The sequence below is a fragment of the Methanococcoides sp. NM1 genome, from assembly GCF_900774285.1.
Classification (GTDB): domain Archaea; phylum Halobacteriota; class Methanosarcinia; order Methanosarcinales; family Methanosarcinaceae; genus Methanococcoides; species Methanococcoides vulcani.
In genome coordinates, this window is the sequence record NZ_CAAGTW010000005.1 from 200,132 (window position 1) to 217,294 (window position 17,163).

The 17,163-nt window shown below is 43.9% G+C and carries 18 protein-coding genes and 1 pseudogene; 14 read left to right on the forward strand and 5 right to left on the reverse strand.

The window, feature by feature from the left end:
- From fpoH to E7X56_RS06930, 9 genes are read left to right on the forward strand one after another with little or no spacing between them, the layout of a single operon-like run.
- The gene (gene fpoH / locus E7X56_RS06890) at positions 1-1,035 is read left to right on the forward strand and encodes a F420H2 dehydrogenase subunit FpoH (protein WP_135606072.1); all 1,035 of its coding nucleotides are present in this window, start codon (positions 1-3) and stop codon (positions 1,033-1,035) included.
- Positions 1,036-1,039: 4 nt separating this feature from the next.
- A complete protein-coding gene (gene fpoI / locus E7X56_RS06895; RefSeq protein WP_135606073.1) occupies positions 1,040-1,447 on the forward strand; it encodes a F420H2 dehydrogenase subunit FpoI in 408 nt (135 codons plus the stop codon).
- Position 1,448: 1 nt separating this feature from the next.
- Positions 1,449-1,718 (forward strand): NADH-quinone oxidoreductase subunit J, encoded by a 270-nt coding sequence (locus E7X56_RS12190; RefSeq protein ID WP_091688481.1) that lies wholly within the window; start codon positions 1,449-1,451, stop codon positions 1,716-1,718.
- Entirely contained in the window at positions 1,711-2,061 is a 351-nt protein-coding gene (gene fpoJ, locus E7X56_RS12195; RefSeq protein WP_256360051.1) for a F420H2 dehydrogenase subunit FpoJ, read from the forward strand. Before E7X56_RS12190 ends, fpoJ begins: the two co-directional genes overlap by 8 nt.
- Positions 2,061-2,363 (forward strand): F420H2 dehydrogenase subunit FpoK, encoded by a 303-nt coding sequence (fpoK, locus tag E7X56_RS06910; protein WP_135606074.1) that lies wholly within the window; start codon positions 2,061-2,063, stop codon positions 2,361-2,363. Before fpoJ ends, fpoK begins: the two co-directional genes overlap by 1 nt.
- Before the next feature lie 2 nt (positions 2,364-2,365).
- Positions 2,366-4,363, forward strand: coding sequence for a F420H2 dehydrogenase subunit FpoL (gene fpoL, locus E7X56_RS06915; protein ID WP_210409254.1), 1,998 nt, complete (start codon positions 2,366-2,368; stop codon positions 4,361-4,363).
- Positions 4,363-5,850, forward strand: a complete 1,488-nt coding sequence (gene fpoM, locus E7X56_RS06920) for a F(420)H(2) dehydrogenase subunit M (protein ID WP_091688486.1) — start codon at positions 4,363-4,365, stop codon at positions 5,848-5,850. The genes fpoL and fpoM overlap by 1 nt, the downstream gene beginning before the upstream one ends.
- A 4-nt stretch (positions 5,851-5,854) precedes the next feature.
- Positions 5,855-7,309, forward strand: a complete 1,455-nt coding sequence (fpoN, locus tag E7X56_RS06925) for a F(420)H(2) dehydrogenase subunit N (RefSeq protein ID WP_135606076.1) — start codon at positions 5,855-5,857, stop codon at positions 7,307-7,309.
- A gap of 1 nt (position 7,310) precedes the next feature.
- Positions 7,311-7,661 carry a F420H2 dehydrogenase subunit FpoO gene (locus E7X56_RS06930; protein ID WP_135606077.1) on the forward strand — a complete coding sequence of 117 codons (351 nt, stop codon included), beginning with the start codon at positions 7,311-7,313 and terminating at the stop codon, positions 7,659-7,661.
- 96 nt (positions 7,662-7,757) lie between these two features.
- Here E7X56_RS06930 and E7X56_RS06935 read toward each other — a convergent pair whose 3' ends face one another.
- Entirely contained in the window at positions 7,758-8,699 is a 942-nt protein-coding gene (locus E7X56_RS06935; RefSeq protein ID WP_135606078.1) for a nucleoside recognition domain-containing protein, read from the reverse strand.
- Positions 8,700-8,814: 115 nt separating this feature from the next.
- Here E7X56_RS06935 and E7X56_RS06940 point away from each other — a divergent pair, with 115 nt between their 5' ends.
- The 3 genes from E7X56_RS06940 to pyrG are packed head-to-tail and all read left to right on the forward strand — an operon-like array spanning position 8,815 to position 11,331.
- Entirely contained in the window at positions 8,815-8,997 is a 183-nt protein-coding gene (locus E7X56_RS06940) for a methytransferase partner Trm112 (protein WP_048195261.1), read from the forward strand.
- Between the two features lie 39 nt (positions 8,998-9,036).
- Entirely contained in the window at positions 9,037-9,714 is a 678-nt protein-coding gene (locus tag E7X56_RS06945; protein ID WP_135606079.1) for a hypothetical protein, read from the forward strand.
- A 15-nt stretch (positions 9,715-9,729) separates the two neighbouring features.
- Entirely contained in the window at positions 9,730-11,331 is a 1,602-nt protein-coding gene (pyrG, locus tag E7X56_RS06950) for a glutamine hydrolyzing CTP synthase (RefSeq protein WP_135606080.1), read from the forward strand.
- A 74-nt stretch (positions 11,332-11,405) separates the two neighbouring features.
- Here the strand turns inward: pyrG and truD are convergent, their stop codons facing one another.
- The 4 genes from truD to mptN are packed head-to-tail and all read right to left on the reverse strand — an operon-like array spanning position 11,406 to position 15,235.
- Positions 11,406-12,725 carry a tRNA pseudouridine(13) synthase TruD gene (gene truD / locus E7X56_RS06955; RefSeq protein WP_135606081.1) on the reverse strand — a complete coding sequence of 440 codons (1,320 nt, stop codon included), beginning with the start codon at positions 12,723-12,725 and terminating at the stop codon, positions 11,406-11,408.
- An 11-nt stretch (positions 12,726-12,736) separates the two neighbouring features.
- The gene (locus E7X56_RS06960; protein WP_135606082.1) at positions 12,737-13,906 is read right to left on the reverse strand and encodes a transglutaminase family protein; all 1,170 of its coding nucleotides are present in this window, start codon (positions 13,904-13,906) and stop codon (positions 12,737-12,739) included.
- Between the two features lie 18 nt (positions 13,907-13,924).
- Entirely contained in the window at positions 13,925-14,272 is a 348-nt protein-coding gene (pth2, locus tag E7X56_RS06965) for a peptidyl-tRNA hydrolase Pth2 (RefSeq protein WP_135606083.1), read from the reverse strand.
- A gap of 33 nt (positions 14,273-14,305) precedes the next feature.
- Complete coding sequence (gene mptN / locus E7X56_RS06970) at positions 14,306-15,235, reverse strand: tetrahydromethanopterin:alpha-L-glutamate ligase (protein WP_135606084.1); 930 nt, start codon at positions 15,233-15,235, stop codon at positions 14,306-14,308.
- Positions 15,236-15,350: 115 nt separating this feature from the next.
- Here mptN and ala point away from each other — a divergent pair, with 115 nt between their 5' ends.
- Both ala and E7X56_RS06980 read left to right on the forward strand, forming a co-directional pair.
- A complete protein-coding gene (gene ala, locus E7X56_RS06975; RefSeq protein ID WP_135606085.1) occupies positions 15,351-16,331 on the forward strand; it encodes an alanine dehydrogenase in 981 nt (326 codons plus the stop codon).
- Positions 16,332-16,702: 371 nt separating this feature from the next.
- Positions 16,703-17,163: pseudogene (locus E7X56_RS06980) on the forward strand (hypothetical protein); the annotation flags it as partial.

A 17,163-nucleotide genomic window follows, 5' to 3' on the forward strand; every position in this document is an offset into this window, starting at 1 on the left:
ATGTCAGCAGAAAGTATTGATATTATATTCAACCCCTGGCTCCGTACATTACTTGGCCTCTGTATGATCGGCGTAGTTTTCGGCGGTGCAATGCTCGTTGTATGGTTCGAGCGTAAACTATCAGGTGATATTCAGTTCAGGCTTGGTCCTAAATATGTAGGTCCTTTTGGATTGTTCCAGCTTGTTGCTGATGCTATCAAATTGATGACCAAAGAAGATCTGATCCCTTCAAAAGCTGACAGGTTGCTTTTCGTTTCTGCACCTATCGCCCTCATGGGATCTGTATTCATGATGCTGGTTGCGATCCCATTCGGTGCTGTTGTTGTTAATGGCGTAGAGTACCCGATCGTGGCAACTGAGATGGATATTAGTCTTCTTTACATTGAAGCGGTATCTTCGATCGCTATAATCGGTGCGTTCATGTATGCATACAGTTCAAACAACAAGTACTCTCTTCTGGGTGCTTTCAGGAACTTTGCAAGAATGATCGGATACGAGGTTCCACTCGGGATCACTATGGTAAGTATAGCTATCATGGTAGGTTCACTGAACATTGTTGAGATCGCACAGGCACAGAGCCCGATCTGGTTCATATTCCTTCAACCTCTTGGTTTCCTTGTCTTCTTCGTTGCTTTGATGGCCGATATGGGACGTCTTCCGTTCGACCAGAACGAGTCTGAAGAAGAACTGGTGGCAGGTTGGATCACTGAATATAGTGGTATGAGATTCGGTCTTGGTTTCTTTGCTGAATATATCCATCTGATCCTTGGTTCAATGCTTGTTGTATTATTGTTCCTCGGCGGCTGGAATTTACCTGCAGCCCTGACCAATATCACGATACTGGGAATTTTCCTTCCAACAGTGTACTTCCTGTTGAAGTCTGCTCTTGTTATTCTGACAATCATCATGCTAAGATGGGCAGTTCCAAGGTTCAGGATCGATCAGGTTGTTGACCTTAGCTGGAAAAGACTTCTTCCCTTATCATTATTGAACCTCGGATGGGCAATAATCTTGGGTATTTATCTGGGAGTGTGATACCATGGTATTGAAAAATATTGTTAGAGCGGTTAAAAACATCTACAAGCCCCCTATTACCAGAAGGTATCCTGAGGTTCCCTCCGAGTTGCCTGACAGGTTCAGAGGGCTTCAAAAACTTGATAAAAGTAAATGTATAGGCTGTGGTATTTGTGCTAACTCCTGTCCTAACAGTGCGATAAAGATTGTAAGGGCACGGGTTAGCCCGGACAGTGAAAAGACAAGATGGTTCCCTGCCATTGATATTGCTCACTGTATGTTCTGCGGTCTCTGTATAGATCAATGTCCACAAGGTGCTCTTTCAAGCACAAAGGTCTACACAACAGGTGTGATCAGATGGACACATGAAGAATTACTGTATACTCCGGACATGCTGGCACGTGAAGTTCCGGTAGGGGAGAATGGTGAGTGAAATGACAGGTATAATTGAAGGTGCCATTTTTGCTATTGTCGCTCTTGTGCTGATCTCATTTGCGATCCTGACAGTAGTGTCAAGGGACATAGTACGTGCAGCACTTGCACTCGTTCTCTCGATGTTCACAGTGGCTATCGTATACATCATGCTCAATGCACAGTTCCTGGGTATTGTCCAGATCCTTGTGTATGTCGGAGCAATTGGAGTTCTGATACTCTTCGCAGTTATGCTGACTAAGAAGAATATGGGAAGTGAGAACAATGACTAATGAACGTCCAACTATCATGGATTCAATTGTCCATCAGTTCAACCCAAAGAGACAGATCTTAAGGTTGTTGGATATGGAGGTTCCTTCAGTCGAGACCATCCTTAAGGCATTTACAAGGATGATCATTGCAGGCTTGTTCCTCGCAGTGGTACTGGTTTCACTTTATGGTACAGGATGGACAACTGTTGAACAGCTTCCCCAGAATATCGCTGATCCGAGTAACATCAAAGGATTGGGTGTCCTTATCTTTACAGACTTTGTGATACCATTCGAGATCCTTTCAATAGTGTTACTTTCCTCACTGATAGGTGCCATCTATTTGGCAAAAGGAGATGATAACTGATGATCCCATTAAACTGGTATCTTGGTCTTTCAGCTATCGTGTTCTCCATAGGTCTCTATGGATTCATGTCACAGAAGAGCGGTATCAGGATGCTTATGTGTGTGGAACTTATGTTAAACTCCGCAAACATAAACCTAGTCGCCTTCTCAAGTTACAACGATGACATGACAGGGCAGGTATTTGCACTGTTCTCTATTGCAATCGCTGCAGCAGAAGCAGCTGTCGGATTTGCGATACTCATGTCAATTTACAGGATGCGAGATATGATCGATGTTGATAAACTTAACATACTGAGGTGGTAAAAATGGCAATGGAAAACCTTGCATTTTTAATACCACTACTTCCCGCACTTGCCTTTGTGCTTACATTCTTCCTTGGGAAGAAATTGCCATCTGGCGGTGCAATTATTCCGATCGTGGCAATAGCCATTTCATGTGTGATATCACTGGCTATCACTGTGGGCCTGTTGCAGAATCCTGAGCATTTTGTAACTCAGTCAGTTCACTGGTTCGCAATACTCAATCTCGGAATATTGATCGACCCGCTTGCAGCGGTAATGCTCTCAATGGTCAGTTTTGTGAGTTTGCTTATCCACATCTATGCTGTGGGTTACATGTCACATGACCCTGCCAAGCCAAGATACTTTGCAGAGACTGCTCTCTTCACAGCAGCTATGCTTGGTCTGATCCTTTCAGACAACATCCTTCAGCTGTTCATCTGCTGGGAGCTTGTAGGTCTTAGCTCATACCTGCTTATCGGATTCTGGTTCCACAAACCTGGAGCAGCTTCCGCAGCAAAGAAAGCATTCCTGACCACCAGAGTCGGAGATGTTATGTTCCTTGCAGGTATCGTCCTGCTCTTTTCAGACATATTCACAGTATTCAATGGAAATCTTCCGGAAGGAGTATATGTCCTTCAGTTCAACGAAATGTTCAAACTGATCCCTGACCTCGTTGCTATCAATTCAACGGTACTGGGTATGGAAGTAAGTCATCTGACACTTGTTACACTGTTGTTCTTCGGTGGTGCAGTTGGTAAGTCAGGTCAGTTCCCGCTTCATGTGTGGCTGCCTGATGCAATGGAAGGTCCAACGACCGTTTCCGCTCTTATCCACGCAGCAACAATGGTTACAGCTGGTGTCTATCTCGTAGCACGTACTTTCCCAATGTTCATTGCAGCACCTGATTCATTAATGGTCGTTGCATACCTTGGTGCTTTCACCGCACTGTTCGCAGCTACAATGGGTATCGTGATGAACGATTTGAAGAGAGTACTTGCTTATTCAACAGTAAGTCAGCTTGGATACATGGTCCTTGGTCTTGGTCTGGGTGCAGTAATCGGTGCAGAGGCAGTTGGAGTTTCAATTTTCCACCTCATCAACCACGCATTCTTCAAGGCATTGCTCTTCCTCTGTGCAGGAAGTGTCATCCACGCTGTAGGTACACATGACATGAGACTGCTCGGCGGTGTCGGTAAGGTAATGCCTATTACATTTGCTACAATGACAGCTGCAGCACTTGCGCTAGCAGGTTTCGGTATTCCTGGTACAAGTATCGGTTTCAGTGGTTTCCTGAGTAAGGACCCGATAATCGAGGGTGCATACCTTTTCGCAGAATCTACCGGAAACTGGTTGCCATACCTGTTTGCTATCTCAGCAGCATTCCTTACATCCCTGTATATCTTCAGGTTGATCTTCATGACCTTTACAGGGAAACCAAGGACAGATTATGGTGGACACGAGTCCCCTTCATCCATGACAGTACCTCTTGCGATCCTTGCTGTGTTCGCAGTGGTCTTCGGTGCATTGACAAGGACTTCATTCTATCACTTCATTGAAAAGAACTTTGAACACCTGGATATTGGAGCACTTGCTGAGCTTGGTGGCTACCACCTCGCACACCACGGACATGAACCACTTCTTGTTCTCTGGATGCCTCTGATCGTTGCAGTTGCAGGTCTTGTCATTGCCTATCTGATCTATAACAGGAGAGTAGTTGACATGAGCAGCATTGTTTCAAGGAACAACCCTGTTTACAAGTTGCTCTACAACAGGTACTATCAGCACCAGATCTTTGTTGAGATCTTCTCTATAAAGATAATCTATGAGGGCTTAGCACTCGCAGGGTTCTATTCAGACAAGATGCTGGATTGGCTTGTCAATGGTACCAGTACCTTGCTTATTGAGGCAGGTGACTCCCTGAGGAAATTCCAGACAGGTGTCATACAGCACTATGCAGCAGCAGTTGTTGCAGGTGTAGGACTACTGGTCATACTGATCAAGTTGGTCATGGAGGTCTTCTAATGTTACCAATATTATCTTTGATCGTGCTGATCCCGATTTTGTTCTCAGCCGTGACATTCTTAACAAAAACAAAGGAACAGGCAAGGATATCCGCTTTAGTGGGTACTCTCATCACGCTGGTCCTGACCCTCTACATGTATTTCTCATTCGACAGTACGACCGCAGCTATGCAGTTCGAGGAAATGGCAAACTGGATCCCATCCCTGGGTATCAGCTATCACCTTGGTGTTGATGGCGTTTCCATGCCTCTTATACTGCTCAATGCTATAGTGATCCCACTGTTGATCATTTATACATGGGATGATGTCAGATCAGCTTCTAACAGATTCTATGGTCTGATGCTTGCAATGCAGGGAGCAGTCATTGGTGTTTTCGTATCACTTGACTTCTTCGTATTCTACATATTCTGGGAACTTACCCTCGTACCATTGTTCTTCATGGTGAACATCTGGGGTGGCTCCAACAAGAAGCATGCAGGTATTAAATTCTTCATCTACACCCACGTTGCATCCCTTGTGATGCTTTTGGGTATCTTTGGACTATACTTCAACGCATGGGCACTTACCGGTTCTCCGAACATGGGCATTGATCACCTGATCAGCCAGTTCCAGTTCTTTGAATCCGGAATTCTCAGAGATGCAATATTCCTTGCACTGCTCTTTGGATTCATTGTAAAGCTTCCTGTAGTTCCATTCCATTCCTGGTTACCGGATGCATATTCCGAGGCACCAACAGCAGGCAGTGTGCTTTTCATACTGCTTAAGATCGGTGGATATGGTCTGTTCAGGGTAATGCTTCCAATGTTACCGTTCACAGCAACTCCAAGCCTTATGATTACGATCATGGGAGCTCTTGGTGCAGTGAGCATTCTCTATGGTGCATTCCTTGCACTTGCACAGAAGGACCTGAAGAGAATGATCGCCTACTCAAGTATAAGCCACATGGGATACGTTACCCTTGGTTGCGCTGGTCTTGTGAGCCTCTCAGTATCCGGTGCAATGTTCCAGCAGTTCTCACACGGTTTGATCATGAGCATTATGTTCATGTCATGCGGAGTGATCCAGACTGCAACAGGTACAAGGATCATCAACAATCTCGGAGGTCTGGCACAGAAGATGCCAAAGCTCACAGTGATCATGGTACTCGGTTTCATGGCATCACTTGGTTTGCCGGGACTGACCGGTTTCATTGCAGAGTTCCTAGTGCTGACATTCAGTTTCATTAATGTGCCAATCTATGTGATCATTGCACTGCTGGCTATCGTGATAACAGCGGCATATCACCTGTGGGCATTGCAAAGGGCAATGTTCGGCACTTTCAATGAGAAGCTTGGTGAGATCGTGGACATCTCGTCCTACCAGACCCTGTCCATGGGAATAATCGCCCTGCTTATACTGTACTTTGGACTGTACCCAAGTCCGGTGCTGGATATGATGATAACGAATTCAGAAAAGATCGTCAGCCTTATGGCTGTAATGGGGGTGTGAGATTATGGCAGATCTAATGTTACTCGCACCTGAAATAACGCTCCTGGTAACAGGACTTACTGTACTGCTGTTAGGATTGTTCCTTTCAGCTCACTCTAAGAAAATACTCGGATACATAGCAACACTTGGTTGTCTTGTTGCCTTTGTGTTGACACTCAACAGCTTTGGTACCACTGCATTCATGTTCTCGAACTCACTGAGCATCGATGCACTATCACAGTTCTTCAAGCTCGTGTTCCTTACAGTTGCGACACTCGTATCCATAGCATCCATCAAATACACTGACGGCAACGATCACGCTGATGAGTACTATGTACTTGTGCTCTTCGCAACCATCGGTATGATGATGGTAGCATCAGCAAACGATCTCATGGTACTCTTCGTTGCATTCGAGCTTGCAAGTCTTGCAACATACGGTCTTGCAGGTTTCGAGAAGAAGAACCCTGCATCCACTGAAGCCGCAATGAAGTACTTCATGATCGGATCCCTTTCAGCTGCTCTGCTGCTGCTCGGTATCGGATATGTTTATGGTGCAACAGGAACCACTAACATTCCTGAAGTTGCTCAGAACATCGGCCTGCTGGCAAGCAGTCCAATGGGAATTCTTTCCCTCGTACTGCTGATCGCAGGTTTTGGTTTCAAGATCGCACTTGTGCCATTCCACATGTGGGCACCTGACACATATCAGGGTGCACCTTCCGTGGTATCTGCACTTCTGGCAGCCGGTTCCAAGAAGATGGGTTTTGTTGCAGCTTTCAAGGTCTTTATCACAGGTCTGATAGCCCTTCAGGCAGACTGGCAGATGGCATTTGCTATCCTTGCAGTTATCACAATGACCTACGGTAACATCGTGGCTCTGTCCCAGACCAGTGTAAAGCGCATGCTTGCATACTCATCCCTTGCTCAGGCAGGATACATTTCAATGGCATTTGTGGTCATGACCCCAATGGCATTGACCGGTGGTATACTCTATGCAATGTCACACGGCTTTATGAAAGCAGGAGCTTTCATTGCAACAGCTGCTGTGGTTTACATGGCAACATCAGAGAACAAGGATATACTGAAAGCTGACCATCTTGACAGCTTCAAAGGTCTTGGTAAGAGAATGCCTATAACCGCACTCTGTCTGACCGTCTTTGTATTCGCATTGGCCGGTATCCCACCGACAGCAGGTTTCATGAGCAAATTTGTCCTGTTCTCATCAACGATTGAATCAGGACTTGTCTGGCTTGCAGTGATCGCGATTCTTAACAGCGCACTTTCACTGTATTACTACGCAAGAGTTGTCAGATACATGTATGCTATGCCAGCAGAGGGTGAGAGGATCTCAGAACCAGCACCATATGTCGTTGCACTGCTCCTTGCTGTTGCAGGTGTACTGGCAATTGGTCTCTGGCCGGAACCATTTGTGAACATGGCAATGGAAGCCGCAAACGTTTTGATCCCAGGAGGAATGTGAAATGGCAGATTGTGATCTTTGCGGAGTAGCAATTCCAACAGTATGCCCGGTAAAAGTGTTCTCGCCAAAGTTCGAGAACTCCTATCCCGAGGGTGTATGGAAAGGTCTTTGTGGCGGTTGTCTTGAGAACGCTAAAAAGGCCCATGACGAGGCTACCGAAAGCAAAACAACAGGAACATTTGGTGAATGTGACCTTTGCGGAGCAGAAGGGCAGTTACAGGATGTGGAGATAAACATCCCTTCCTTCTCAAAAGGTTATGAGCTTGAGAGGAAAAAAATCTGCATGAAATGCCTTGAGCAAATCAGTGAAGCCTATAAAAATAAGGATGAACTGTTAGGTGAACATCACTAAAGGTCAGTCTGACTGACCTTTCTTTTCTTCTTTTTGATAAGTTCTCTAAATTTCAGTCGTTTTTCTTTCTTTTTGGTCAACTTTCTGGTCCATAACTCATATTCTTGCTATGGATAACAATACGATCAAAAGTATGAGTCTTATAAGCATGCTCATTCCGGTTGAAAAGGCCACTATCCTCAATCCTATCTTTGGTCCGAAAATAGAGACGTAACGTGGAATAATCGCCCTGACACTGAATATAGGTAGCATGAACATGCTTCCGAGCATAAGTACTATCATTGCTTGCAGGTGTGATATTCCTCCATCATTGATCATAGGTCCAAGCAGTGATACTCCAAGGATAGGACTTGCGACATACGTTGAAAGGGGAATTATACTTTCAGGTGGTATGCCGAAGATGTCTGCAAGTGGGAGGACGTTGAACATCTCAAAAGCACCTCTTTCTCTTAAAGCAAAGACCAAGGTTGTCATTGTCAGGTAAATGATGGCTATCTTCGTGAAAAGGCGTTTCTGTCTTTTGAATGCCTTTCCTATAGCATCCTTTACATGTGGGCGTTCTGTTCTTTCCGGCTTGGGTATTGCACACGTGTGCTCCTTGAACCAGATCCTGCTCAGGATGATAACAACAGAGACCTTCACAAAGGCACTGAGTATGAAGACCATTACATAGAAACCACCTACAACGGGACCAAGTGCCGGTAGCACAATAGGTATCTGGTAGGTCAATATCTCCCTTATATATGCAGGTGTGCTGTTCAGGATCGCACAAAGCATTGTTTCACGCTCATCAAGACATCCTTCGTCCTTAACTTTCACAACCATGCTGTTCGCCGCAACGGTCGATCCAAGTGATACAAGGAACGCAGATGCACAGGCCTGTGGAAGGTGAGTATGCTTGAAAATAGGTTCTGTGAACCTTGAGAACTTTTGCATAAGCCCCATTTCAATAAGGAAGCCCGTTCCAAAAAGTCCTATGAATATAGTAATTATTATAGGGAATGCAAAATCAAGCACCCTTATAAGCAGATCGAACATAATCCTATAATGAGAATAACTGATAGATTAATCTATTTGAATGAAGGTATTATGTTTTTGTGAAAAACCAAAACCTTGATATGAATTGTAATGCTTTTTTGTCTGGTGATCGTAAATGAAGAAAGATCTCATGGATATTCTGGCATGTCCTATATGCAAAGGTGATCTTGTCCTGAATATCTCAAAAGAAGATGAAAAGGAAATTATCTCTGGAACACTCTATTGTTCAAAATGTAACGAGTATTTCCCTATTGAGGATGGCATCCCTAACATGCTCCCTCCTGAACTGAGGGAATGATATAAAAAAGGAATGATCTATAAACGAGGTTGAGTACACTTGCAACAGGTACATATAAATCGTCTTGGCGTAAATTCCATTGAATTTGAATCTGATGTAGTGGAGATACCCTTATCCCCCGGTGGAGAACACAGTTTTGAGATCGTGATCATAAATTACGGTTCACCGACCCATGTACATTTATCTGCCAGCGATGGGCTTCAGGACAACCTGACATTCCTGGAAGACAATCCCTATGTTTCACATGAGGAATATATACCTGTCATTGCACGCATTCCCTTTGACGGGCGCCTCCTGAACAAAGGCAAGATATTTGTAACGGTAGGATATGGTTCAAAAACAGAAAGTTTCACTATCAATATCGGAATGTCTGGTCAGTTAAATGCCCCTGCTCCGATCGATATAGATGAAAGTCTGTCATCACCTGCTCCGGTTACAACCAGAAATAAAGAATCCGATTCCGGAAGGTACTTATCGGATATATTTTCGGGCATCTCCGAGTCTTTTATTCAAGTATTTGACGTACGTAATCTTGTACTATTTTCGGCATTAATTATTATTTTAGCTCTGATCTACATAGCTGTACGCCTTGTATCAGGCAACAATATGGAAATTGAACTTGAGGTCGACTTTTATACAGCATTAGCTTTTACCATAGTATTCACATCTTTAATCGCTTACCTGTTAACGAGGCTTCCAATATTTAAAAATAAATGAGGTAGTTGAATCCACATGAAATATATCATCGTCACCGGTGGAGTTATGAGTGGTCTGGGGAAAGGGATCACCACAGCATCTGTCGGCAGAAATCTAAAAAATAAAGGTTACAATGTTACAGCCATAAAGATCGACCCTTACATCAATATTGATGCAGGTACCATGAGTCCTTATCAGCACGGTGAGGTCTACGTTCTGAAGGACGGTGGGGAGGTTGATCTCGATCTTGGGAACTATGAACGTTTCCTTGATACCGAACTTACAAGGGATCACAACCTGACCACCGGTAAGATCTACGAGGCAGTCATAAACAAAGAGCGTAGGGGAGAGTATCTTGGCAAAACTGTACAGATCATTCCTCACATAACCAATGAGATAAAGGACCGCATACGCAGGATAGCAGCAAAGAGCGGTGCGGATGTCTGTCTCATCGAGGTAGGAGGTACTGTTGGTGATATAGAGAGTATGCCATTCCTCGAAGCATTGAGGCAGATGTACAGGGAAGAGTCTCCTGAGAACATTGCATTTCTTCACGTGACCCTGGTGCCTATGGATTCGCAGGGTGACCAGAAAACAAAACCCACACAGCATTCTGTTAAAGAGCTAAGGGAATTGGGTCTCACTCCACATGTGATCGTTGCAAGATGCAAAAGTGCACTTATGGAAAGCACTCGTTCCAAGATCGCCCTTTTCTGTGATGTTCCGGTCGAAGCGGTCATCAGTGCCCACGATTCCGCGGACATCTATGAGGTCCCACTCCGGTTTGAGAAAGAAGGTCTCAGTGATTTCCTTTTAAAGAAACTTGATCTTAAGTCCACTCTGGAAGATACAAAGTGGGAAACGATGGTTCAGAGAATGAACAACTCTACTGCTAATGTCAGGGTTGCAATTGTCGGAAAATATACTCATCTTGAAGATTCCTACATAAGCATTGTGGAATCTCTTAAACACGGTGCTATTGGATGTGGTTGCAAGTTCGATATTACATGGTTCGATGCAGAAGCTTTTGATGATGATCCAAAGGGTGTTGATGATCTGGCTGGTTTTGACGGAATACTTGTTCCGGGCGGATTTGGGGAACGTGGTACTGAAGGCAAGATCCTCTCGATCAAATTTGCAAGGGAGAACAACATACCTTACCTTGGACTTTGTCTTGGTATGCAGCTTGCAGTGATCGAGTTTGCAAGAAATGTAGTCGGACTGGAAGGTGCAAACAGCAGCGAGTTCAATGAGGACACACCTTATCCGGTTATAGACCTGCTGCCTGAGCAGGAAAATGTAGTGGACATGGGTGCAACAATGCGTCTTGGTGACTATGAAGCCATCCTCAAGGAAGGTTCACTTGCAGAGAAGATATATGGTGAAAACACCATTATCGAGCGTCACAGGCACAGGTATGAGGTCAATCCGAACTATGTTGATCGTATTGAGGAAGCTGGTATGATCTTTTCTGGAAAGAACAAGAACAGGATGGAGATCGCAGAGGTCCCTGCAAACGATTTCTACTTTGCATCCCAGTTCCATCCGGAATTCAGGTCAAGACCCGGAAGGCCATCCCCGCCGTTCAAGGCATTTATGGACGCAATGCTTAAAAAGAGCAAGGAAAGAAAGGACTGATCTAAAAACCATTCCTTTCCTTTTTTTTATTTTATACTTATTTTTGATCTTGTTTTTTTTTGGTCCTTCTCTGATCAGCTCATTCTTGAAGGTTCCACTTTCATATATTCTCTCAGAACAGTTGTAGCGTAGCTTCCCTTTGGAAGGTTAAAATCAAGTGTAACGCTGTATTTTCCAGCGTTCAGTTCATCTTCGCTGATGCTATATTGCGGTTCCACTCCAAGTAAGATCTCCCGTCGAAGACCTTTGGATCCCATCTTCTCCATGGCAGGTACTTTAAATCCTTCAAGAGGCACATCCAGCTTTTCCAGCACATTTCTTTCGATCTCTCCTTGTGTCCCGGATGCAATTACCGTGTCATAACCGATCAACGGTGCTGTCACAAACGCCCTTTTCCTTTTGACAAGATTGTTCATGCCATCGATGTTGTCCTCGGTGACCTTTTCAATACGGGAATTATCAGGAAGACCTGCCTTATTCTTAAAGCAGACAATATCTCCCACGACAGCCTTGTTAAGTGGCAGACCTTTCTTTATGCGCTGGCAAATAATGGTATTGTAGATGTATGATTGGTATGCGTGGACGAACATTTTCCTGATGTTCATTGGTAAGGTTTCAATGGCTCCGGCAAAATCATCCGGATCAGATACCAGATGATGCATCATGGCACGCTCATACCTCAATTGTAATGGGTAACCTTTCAATCCCTCAACATAATCCCGATTGTTAAAGACCATTTCACGTACTTCTCTTGTTTCTTCCGGCTCATCGGGATAGGCAGCTGCTATATAGTCGATCGCTGCTTTTTCGATATCACCCCTTACGATGGATTCCCCGACAACATGTGTGATGGGTCGGAATGCACCAAAACGTTGTATCCCAAAGAAGTTGGGCACTCCTCCCTGCTCCTTTATGGATTCCGTGGTCTGTTGCATTCTGCTTTCCAGTTCATCCTTCTCGAGATCGATATCTCTTGCAGTTATAATGAACTCGTTTCCTGTAAGGTCCCCAAGCTCCACACTCCGGTTAGATCTTCCGAGGACCTTTAGTTCAACATCCTTGAGGTTGATCTTTTCGATGTTTTCCTCGGGGACATCGTAGAAGCTTATCTTTTGCGTTGTAACTGCTCTCTTATCCTTGGTACCTGCAAAACCAATGCGTTTCTGGCTGATTCTCAGTATCCTGGAAATATCCCTTATTAGATGGTGTGTCTCCCAATTATGTTTGGTAAGCTCAACAATAGTGTATTTTCCTTTTTCCCCTTCTTCACGGTTTGTGATCTCAATGACCATGAAATCCTCTATCTGTGTTCGAAGGGCTCCTCCTATACCGGGAGTATTGCTGCTATAAAGGTCAATACCTATCTGTTCTTCTACAGGTGGGACTTTGTACATGTTTTTCTCCTTCAGTCAGGAATAATATCTATTATATTAACTGTTTCTGTGTTCGTAAAGACCCAGGCATCATCTGTTGGCATTGCTCCGGCTGGAAGGTCTCCTGCATAAAGGCCGGATGTTGTGTCCAGTATCAGCCATGATCCATATTCATCGGTTGTATAATACACGGGAACACATCCATTGTATTTTTTTACTGCATCAATGTTATCCCTTGCTTCCTCATCTTTTCCTATGTATACAGTTGTAAAAGCATGAGTGTCGGTAAAGTACATCCGGGTGCTTCCGCCAATAGCTTCTATAAGGGATGAAAGCAGGATGGCCGAATCGTCGCAATCGCCGGCATAGACTTTTAGTGTTTCATCAGGCGTAGCCCAATAATCCTCTCCCCTGGGGTCGCTCATGTATTTGATCTCGTTCTTAACATGTTCGAAAAGTGAACATACCTGATAGATATTATACTCCCCAGGATATACCATTGCACCGGAGGCGGCAAGTGCACGCACATCTTCACTTCTTGGGTCCACCTTGTCATTTGTGATCGTGAATAACGGTTCTTCGTTAGATACGTACTCTATAGTGGTTTCATTCACTATGGGCATTACTTCAAGACTGATCTCTTCCAAAAACTGTAATCCATAATCATACCATTGGTTAGAGCTCGTTCTAGCAAGGATCCCAAATCCCAGTTTCACGTCCATGGAATCGACATTTGCAGGAATATCAATACAGATAAATCCGATCTTTTCTTTTTCGCCGGGTTCTATAGTATGTCCTGTTTCCTGTCCCTTAAATTTTTCATCAGATAATTCGACACCATAGCTATAAACGAAGATAGGTGTGTCTGCCCGGTTCTCAACAAAGACTTCTATTGTTGCTGGGCTATTCTCATAGAAATTAGTGTAGTAATATGAAGTAGCGATCCCCAATGCAGGAGACCTGGTCGAGGTGGCATGCGGTTTGTCTTCGATACGGTCAGCTTTCTCATAAATGACCTTTGGAACTGTCAGTTCTTCGGCATCGATAACAAAATTGCCCTTGTCGGCTGTTAAATAGTTGTATATAGGCAGTTCTTGTATGTCCTGGGAATCAATTGGAATGTTGGATATAGCAAATGCTCCTATCGAAACCACTATCAGAAAATATATTATGGTTATTAACAGGCAGTGACGACATACCATTGCTTCACCCCATAAGACTTATAACAATTTCAAGGAACCAGTGATCTTGTCAATAGCTTCCGCTTTTGCCGGTCCGATCCCAAGGACAGTTACCGTTCCAGGTGCTATCTCGGTAAGGCCTGCATCTGTGATCAATGCTGTAGCTACCCCTTCACGTCTTGCTTTTTCCTTAAGCTCAAAGAGGTCCTGAAGTTTCTCTGCCCTTAAGACCACTTTCTTCTGTCCTCCCTCTTTCCATTTTTCAAGGTCGGAGCGGCCAGCCCATTCTGCAGCTGATACAGCAGCGTGGGCTACCTGTACTGCAAGTTTCCCTTTTGAGAGCTTCAGGTCATCCCTTATCACGATACACTGTTTATATTCTGCCATTTGAAAGTTCCCCGATGAATATGAATTATCATGTTATATTTCTTTAATAACATCCCTTATGATATCATCAGCAGCATTAATTCCCCATGCCTTATATATCCCTGCCACCGAGGGTGTACCATTGACCTCTAATATGAGACTCTCGTCTACTTTATTGTTACTTGTATCTCTCTTTTCTACAAGGTCGACTCCTGCAAAGAAAGCTCCGATCGATCCGGCAGCTTTTACGCAGATCTCTTCCTGCTCCGTAGATAATTTGCATTGAGATACGGATCCACCCTGACTCAGATTGTTGATCCATGATCCTTCCGGTGCAGTCCTGTATATTGCACCGATGAGTTTTCCATTGACAACAAATGCACGAATATCCCTTCCCGGATTCTCGATAAATTCCTGTATGTATAACATTCCTTTCTGTTCCAGAAGTTGATCTATTTGTTCCGGAATAAGTTTTTTCTGGTCTGTTCCATTGGCAGGTATGATCATGCCGTTTTTTATCCTGTGGATCCCCATGCCCTTATATCCAAAAACCGGTTTTATTACGACATCCTTCATTTCTTCGAGTACTTCTATTGCACTTTCAGTATCCTGAACAACCTTTGTTTTTGGGATGGGTAGTCCCTTGTTGGACAGCAGGCAGGATGCATAATATTTGTTAGCAGCATTTTGAATTGCAGAGGGTGAATTGACAACAAGGACTCCTTCTTCCTCGAGCTGTCTGAGTATGTCGAATCGGAAAGATACTCCCTCGAACGCTCCGGCACCGACATCCCTTACAACGATAGCATCGAATTGCAATGGGTCGATCTTTCCTATATGCCACTCAGTTCGACCCCCGGTTGATACTTCTGCTTTCTGAAGATCCATGATCTGATGACCAACCTTGTTCTTTTGGCAAGCTTGTCCAAAGGCAATAGCTGTCGGATCATCAGGATCTGTTACAATGATCCCTATCTGTTTCATTATAAATAACTAATATTAAAAGTACATCAAGATGTCGCAAAATCTAGTTGGATGTGCTAAAGTAATCCAGAAAGTTTATACGGTCCATTATCCATCTATTAATGGGTGATAAATCTTGGAGATTCTATGGCTGGACCAGAACGACGTCAGGTCGTTGCTTAATATATCTGATGCAATGGATGCTGTTGAAAAAGCATTTGAGCAGCATGGTAGGACGAAAGTTCAGATGCCACCAAAATCCTATCTGTATTTTGAAGGTCATAATGGTGATCTGCGTACGATGCCTGCATATCTTGAAGAGCAGGATGTGGCAGGTGTTAAGATCGTGAATGTCCATCCGGATAATCGCCAGAAAGGGCTACCTACGGTTATGGCACTTTTTGTCCTGAACTCCACTGAAACAGGTGCTCCACTTGCGGTTATGGATGCTACTTATCTGACGGATATCAGGACTGGTGCAGCAGGTGGAATAGCAGTAAAACATCTCGCACGTCCGGAATCCCGTATTATGGGAATTGTGGGGTCAGGTAATCAGGCAAGAACACAATTACTTGCTATTGCTAATGTTTTCGATCTTGGGGAAGTTAAAGTCTATAGTGCACATAGAGATCGTGCTGAGCAGTTTAAGCAGGAGATGGAGTGTAAAGCAGGTTGTAGTATTACTGTCTGTTCATCAATAGAGGATGTGTGCGATTGCGATATCCTTGTTACTGTAACTCCTGTAAGGGAACCCATTGTGAAGCGTGAGTGGATCAAACCAGGCACTCACATAAATGCAATTGGTGCCGATGCTGCAGGTAAGGAAGAACTTGAAGCGTCTATATTAGTGCGTTCCCGGGTAGTTGTGGATGATATTGCCCAAGCATCACACTCCGGGGAGATAAATGTTCCTTTGTCAAGTGGGGTCATTAAAGTCGATAATATCTGCTGCGAGCTTGGTGAAGTCATCGCAGGGCTAAAACCCGGAAGGCTGGATGATTCGGACATAACGGTATTTGATTCTACAGGTCTTGCGATACAGGATGTTGCAACTGCACTTCTTGTCTATAATGCAGCAAAGGAGAAAGTTGTAGGTAAAAAGCTCCCTATGTTCTGATAGCAGGATAAATTGCCGCATCTCATTCAATAAGACGTTTCAGCGTTCAAAATAAATGGAATTTACTTGCTGATTCTTCTATCGTTTTTATTTTTTCAATATTGATTCGGATCTTGATTTTGTGAATTAGTATTCCTTAATTTGTTCTTCATTTGATTTCAGTGTTAATGCATGCGTTTTGCTTTGTTCTGGCTATTTTTTGAAGCTTATAAAACGCATCATTATGATTATCATTATACACCAATGCATAGATATATTTATATACGGTTTTATTTTATACCTTCATTAATATACAATAATATAAACGGTGGCGGTTCGGTATGCATCCAATAATCAAACCATTAGGTATCCTACTCTTGATCACATTGCTAATGAGTGGTCTTACAAGCATTTCAACTAACTCTCCTGGGCTGGCTCCCGATCCTACAGATGATCGTCATGAGAGCACCTACTCGGAATGGGAAGATGCTATCATCTCTAAGGACAGGGGAATTTGTATCACAAGATCTAGTGGTAGCAGTGGTGGTCCAAATGTTGGTCCGACTTCTGATCCTGAAGTCTCTGCTAATCCTTCTTTGAGTGTTGTCAAACTTACCGATGGTTATGATGTCGCTGATCCTTCTTCCTATGAGGTTGAAGTAGGATCAACCGTTGTCTGGTCCTATAATGTCAGCAACACTGGTGATGTTCCACTCACTGATATTATTATAACTGATGATATGGAAGGTCCTATCGGTACTATTGCTTCACTTGGTATTGGCGAGTATAATAACAGCTTTACTGCCAGCAATATCTCTGTAGCAGGTCCTTATGTTAACAATGTAACCGCTTC

Coding starts and splice junctions, on each gene's coding strand:
- fpoH (WP_135606072.1), top strand. CDS start 1: ATGTCAGCAGAAAGTATTGATATTATATTCAACCCCTGGCTCCGTACA.
- fpoI (WP_135606073.1), top strand. CDS start 1,040: ATGGTATTGAAAAATATTGTTAGAGCGGTTAAAAACATCTACAAGCCC.
- E7X56_RS12190 (WP_091688481.1), top strand. CDS start 1,449: ATGACAGGTATAATTGAAGGTGCCATTTTTGCTATTGTCGCTCTTGTG.
- fpoJ (WP_256360051.1), top strand. CDS start 1,711: ATGACTAATGAACGTCCAACTATCATGGATTCAATTGTCCATCAGTTC.
- fpoK (WP_135606074.1), top strand. CDS start 2,061: ATGATCCCATTAAACTGGTATCTTGGTCTTTCAGCTATCGTGTTCTCC.
- fpoL (WP_210409254.1), top strand. CDS start 2,366: ATGGCAATGGAAAACCTTGCATTTTTAATACCACTACTTCCCGCACTT.
- fpoM (WP_091688486.1), top strand. CDS start 4,363: ATGTTACCAATATTATCTTTGATCGTGCTGATCCCGATTTTGTTCTCA.
- fpoN (WP_135606076.1), top strand. CDS start 5,855: ATGGCAGATCTAATGTTACTCGCACCTGAAATAACGCTCCTGGTAACA.
- E7X56_RS06930 (WP_135606077.1), top strand. CDS start 7,311: ATGGCAGATTGTGATCTTTGCGGAGTAGCAATTCCAACAGTATGCCCG.
- E7X56_RS06935 (WP_135606078.1), bottom strand. CDS start 8,699: ATGTTCGATCTGCTTATAAGGGTGCTTGATTTTGCATTCCCTATAATA.
- E7X56_RS06940 (WP_048195261.1), top strand. CDS start 8,815: ATGAAGAAAGATCTCATGGATATTCTGGCATGTCCTATATGCAAAGGT.
- pyrG (WP_135606080.1), top strand. CDS start 9,730: ATGAAATATATCATCGTCACCGGTGGAGTTATGAGTGGTCTGGGGAAA.
- truD (WP_135606081.1), bottom strand. CDS start 12,725: ATGTACAAAGTCCCACCTGTAGAAGAACAGATAGGTATTGACCTTTAT.
- E7X56_RS06960 (WP_135606082.1), bottom strand. CDS start 13,906: ATGGTATGTCGTCACTGCCTGTTAATAACCATAATATATTTTCTGATA.
- pth2 (WP_135606083.1), bottom strand. CDS start 14,272: ATGGCAGAATATAAACAGTGTATCGTGATAAGGGATGACCTGAAGCTC.
- mptN (WP_135606084.1), bottom strand. CDS start 15,235: ATGAAACAGATAGGGATCATTGTAACAGATCCTGATGATCCGACAGCT.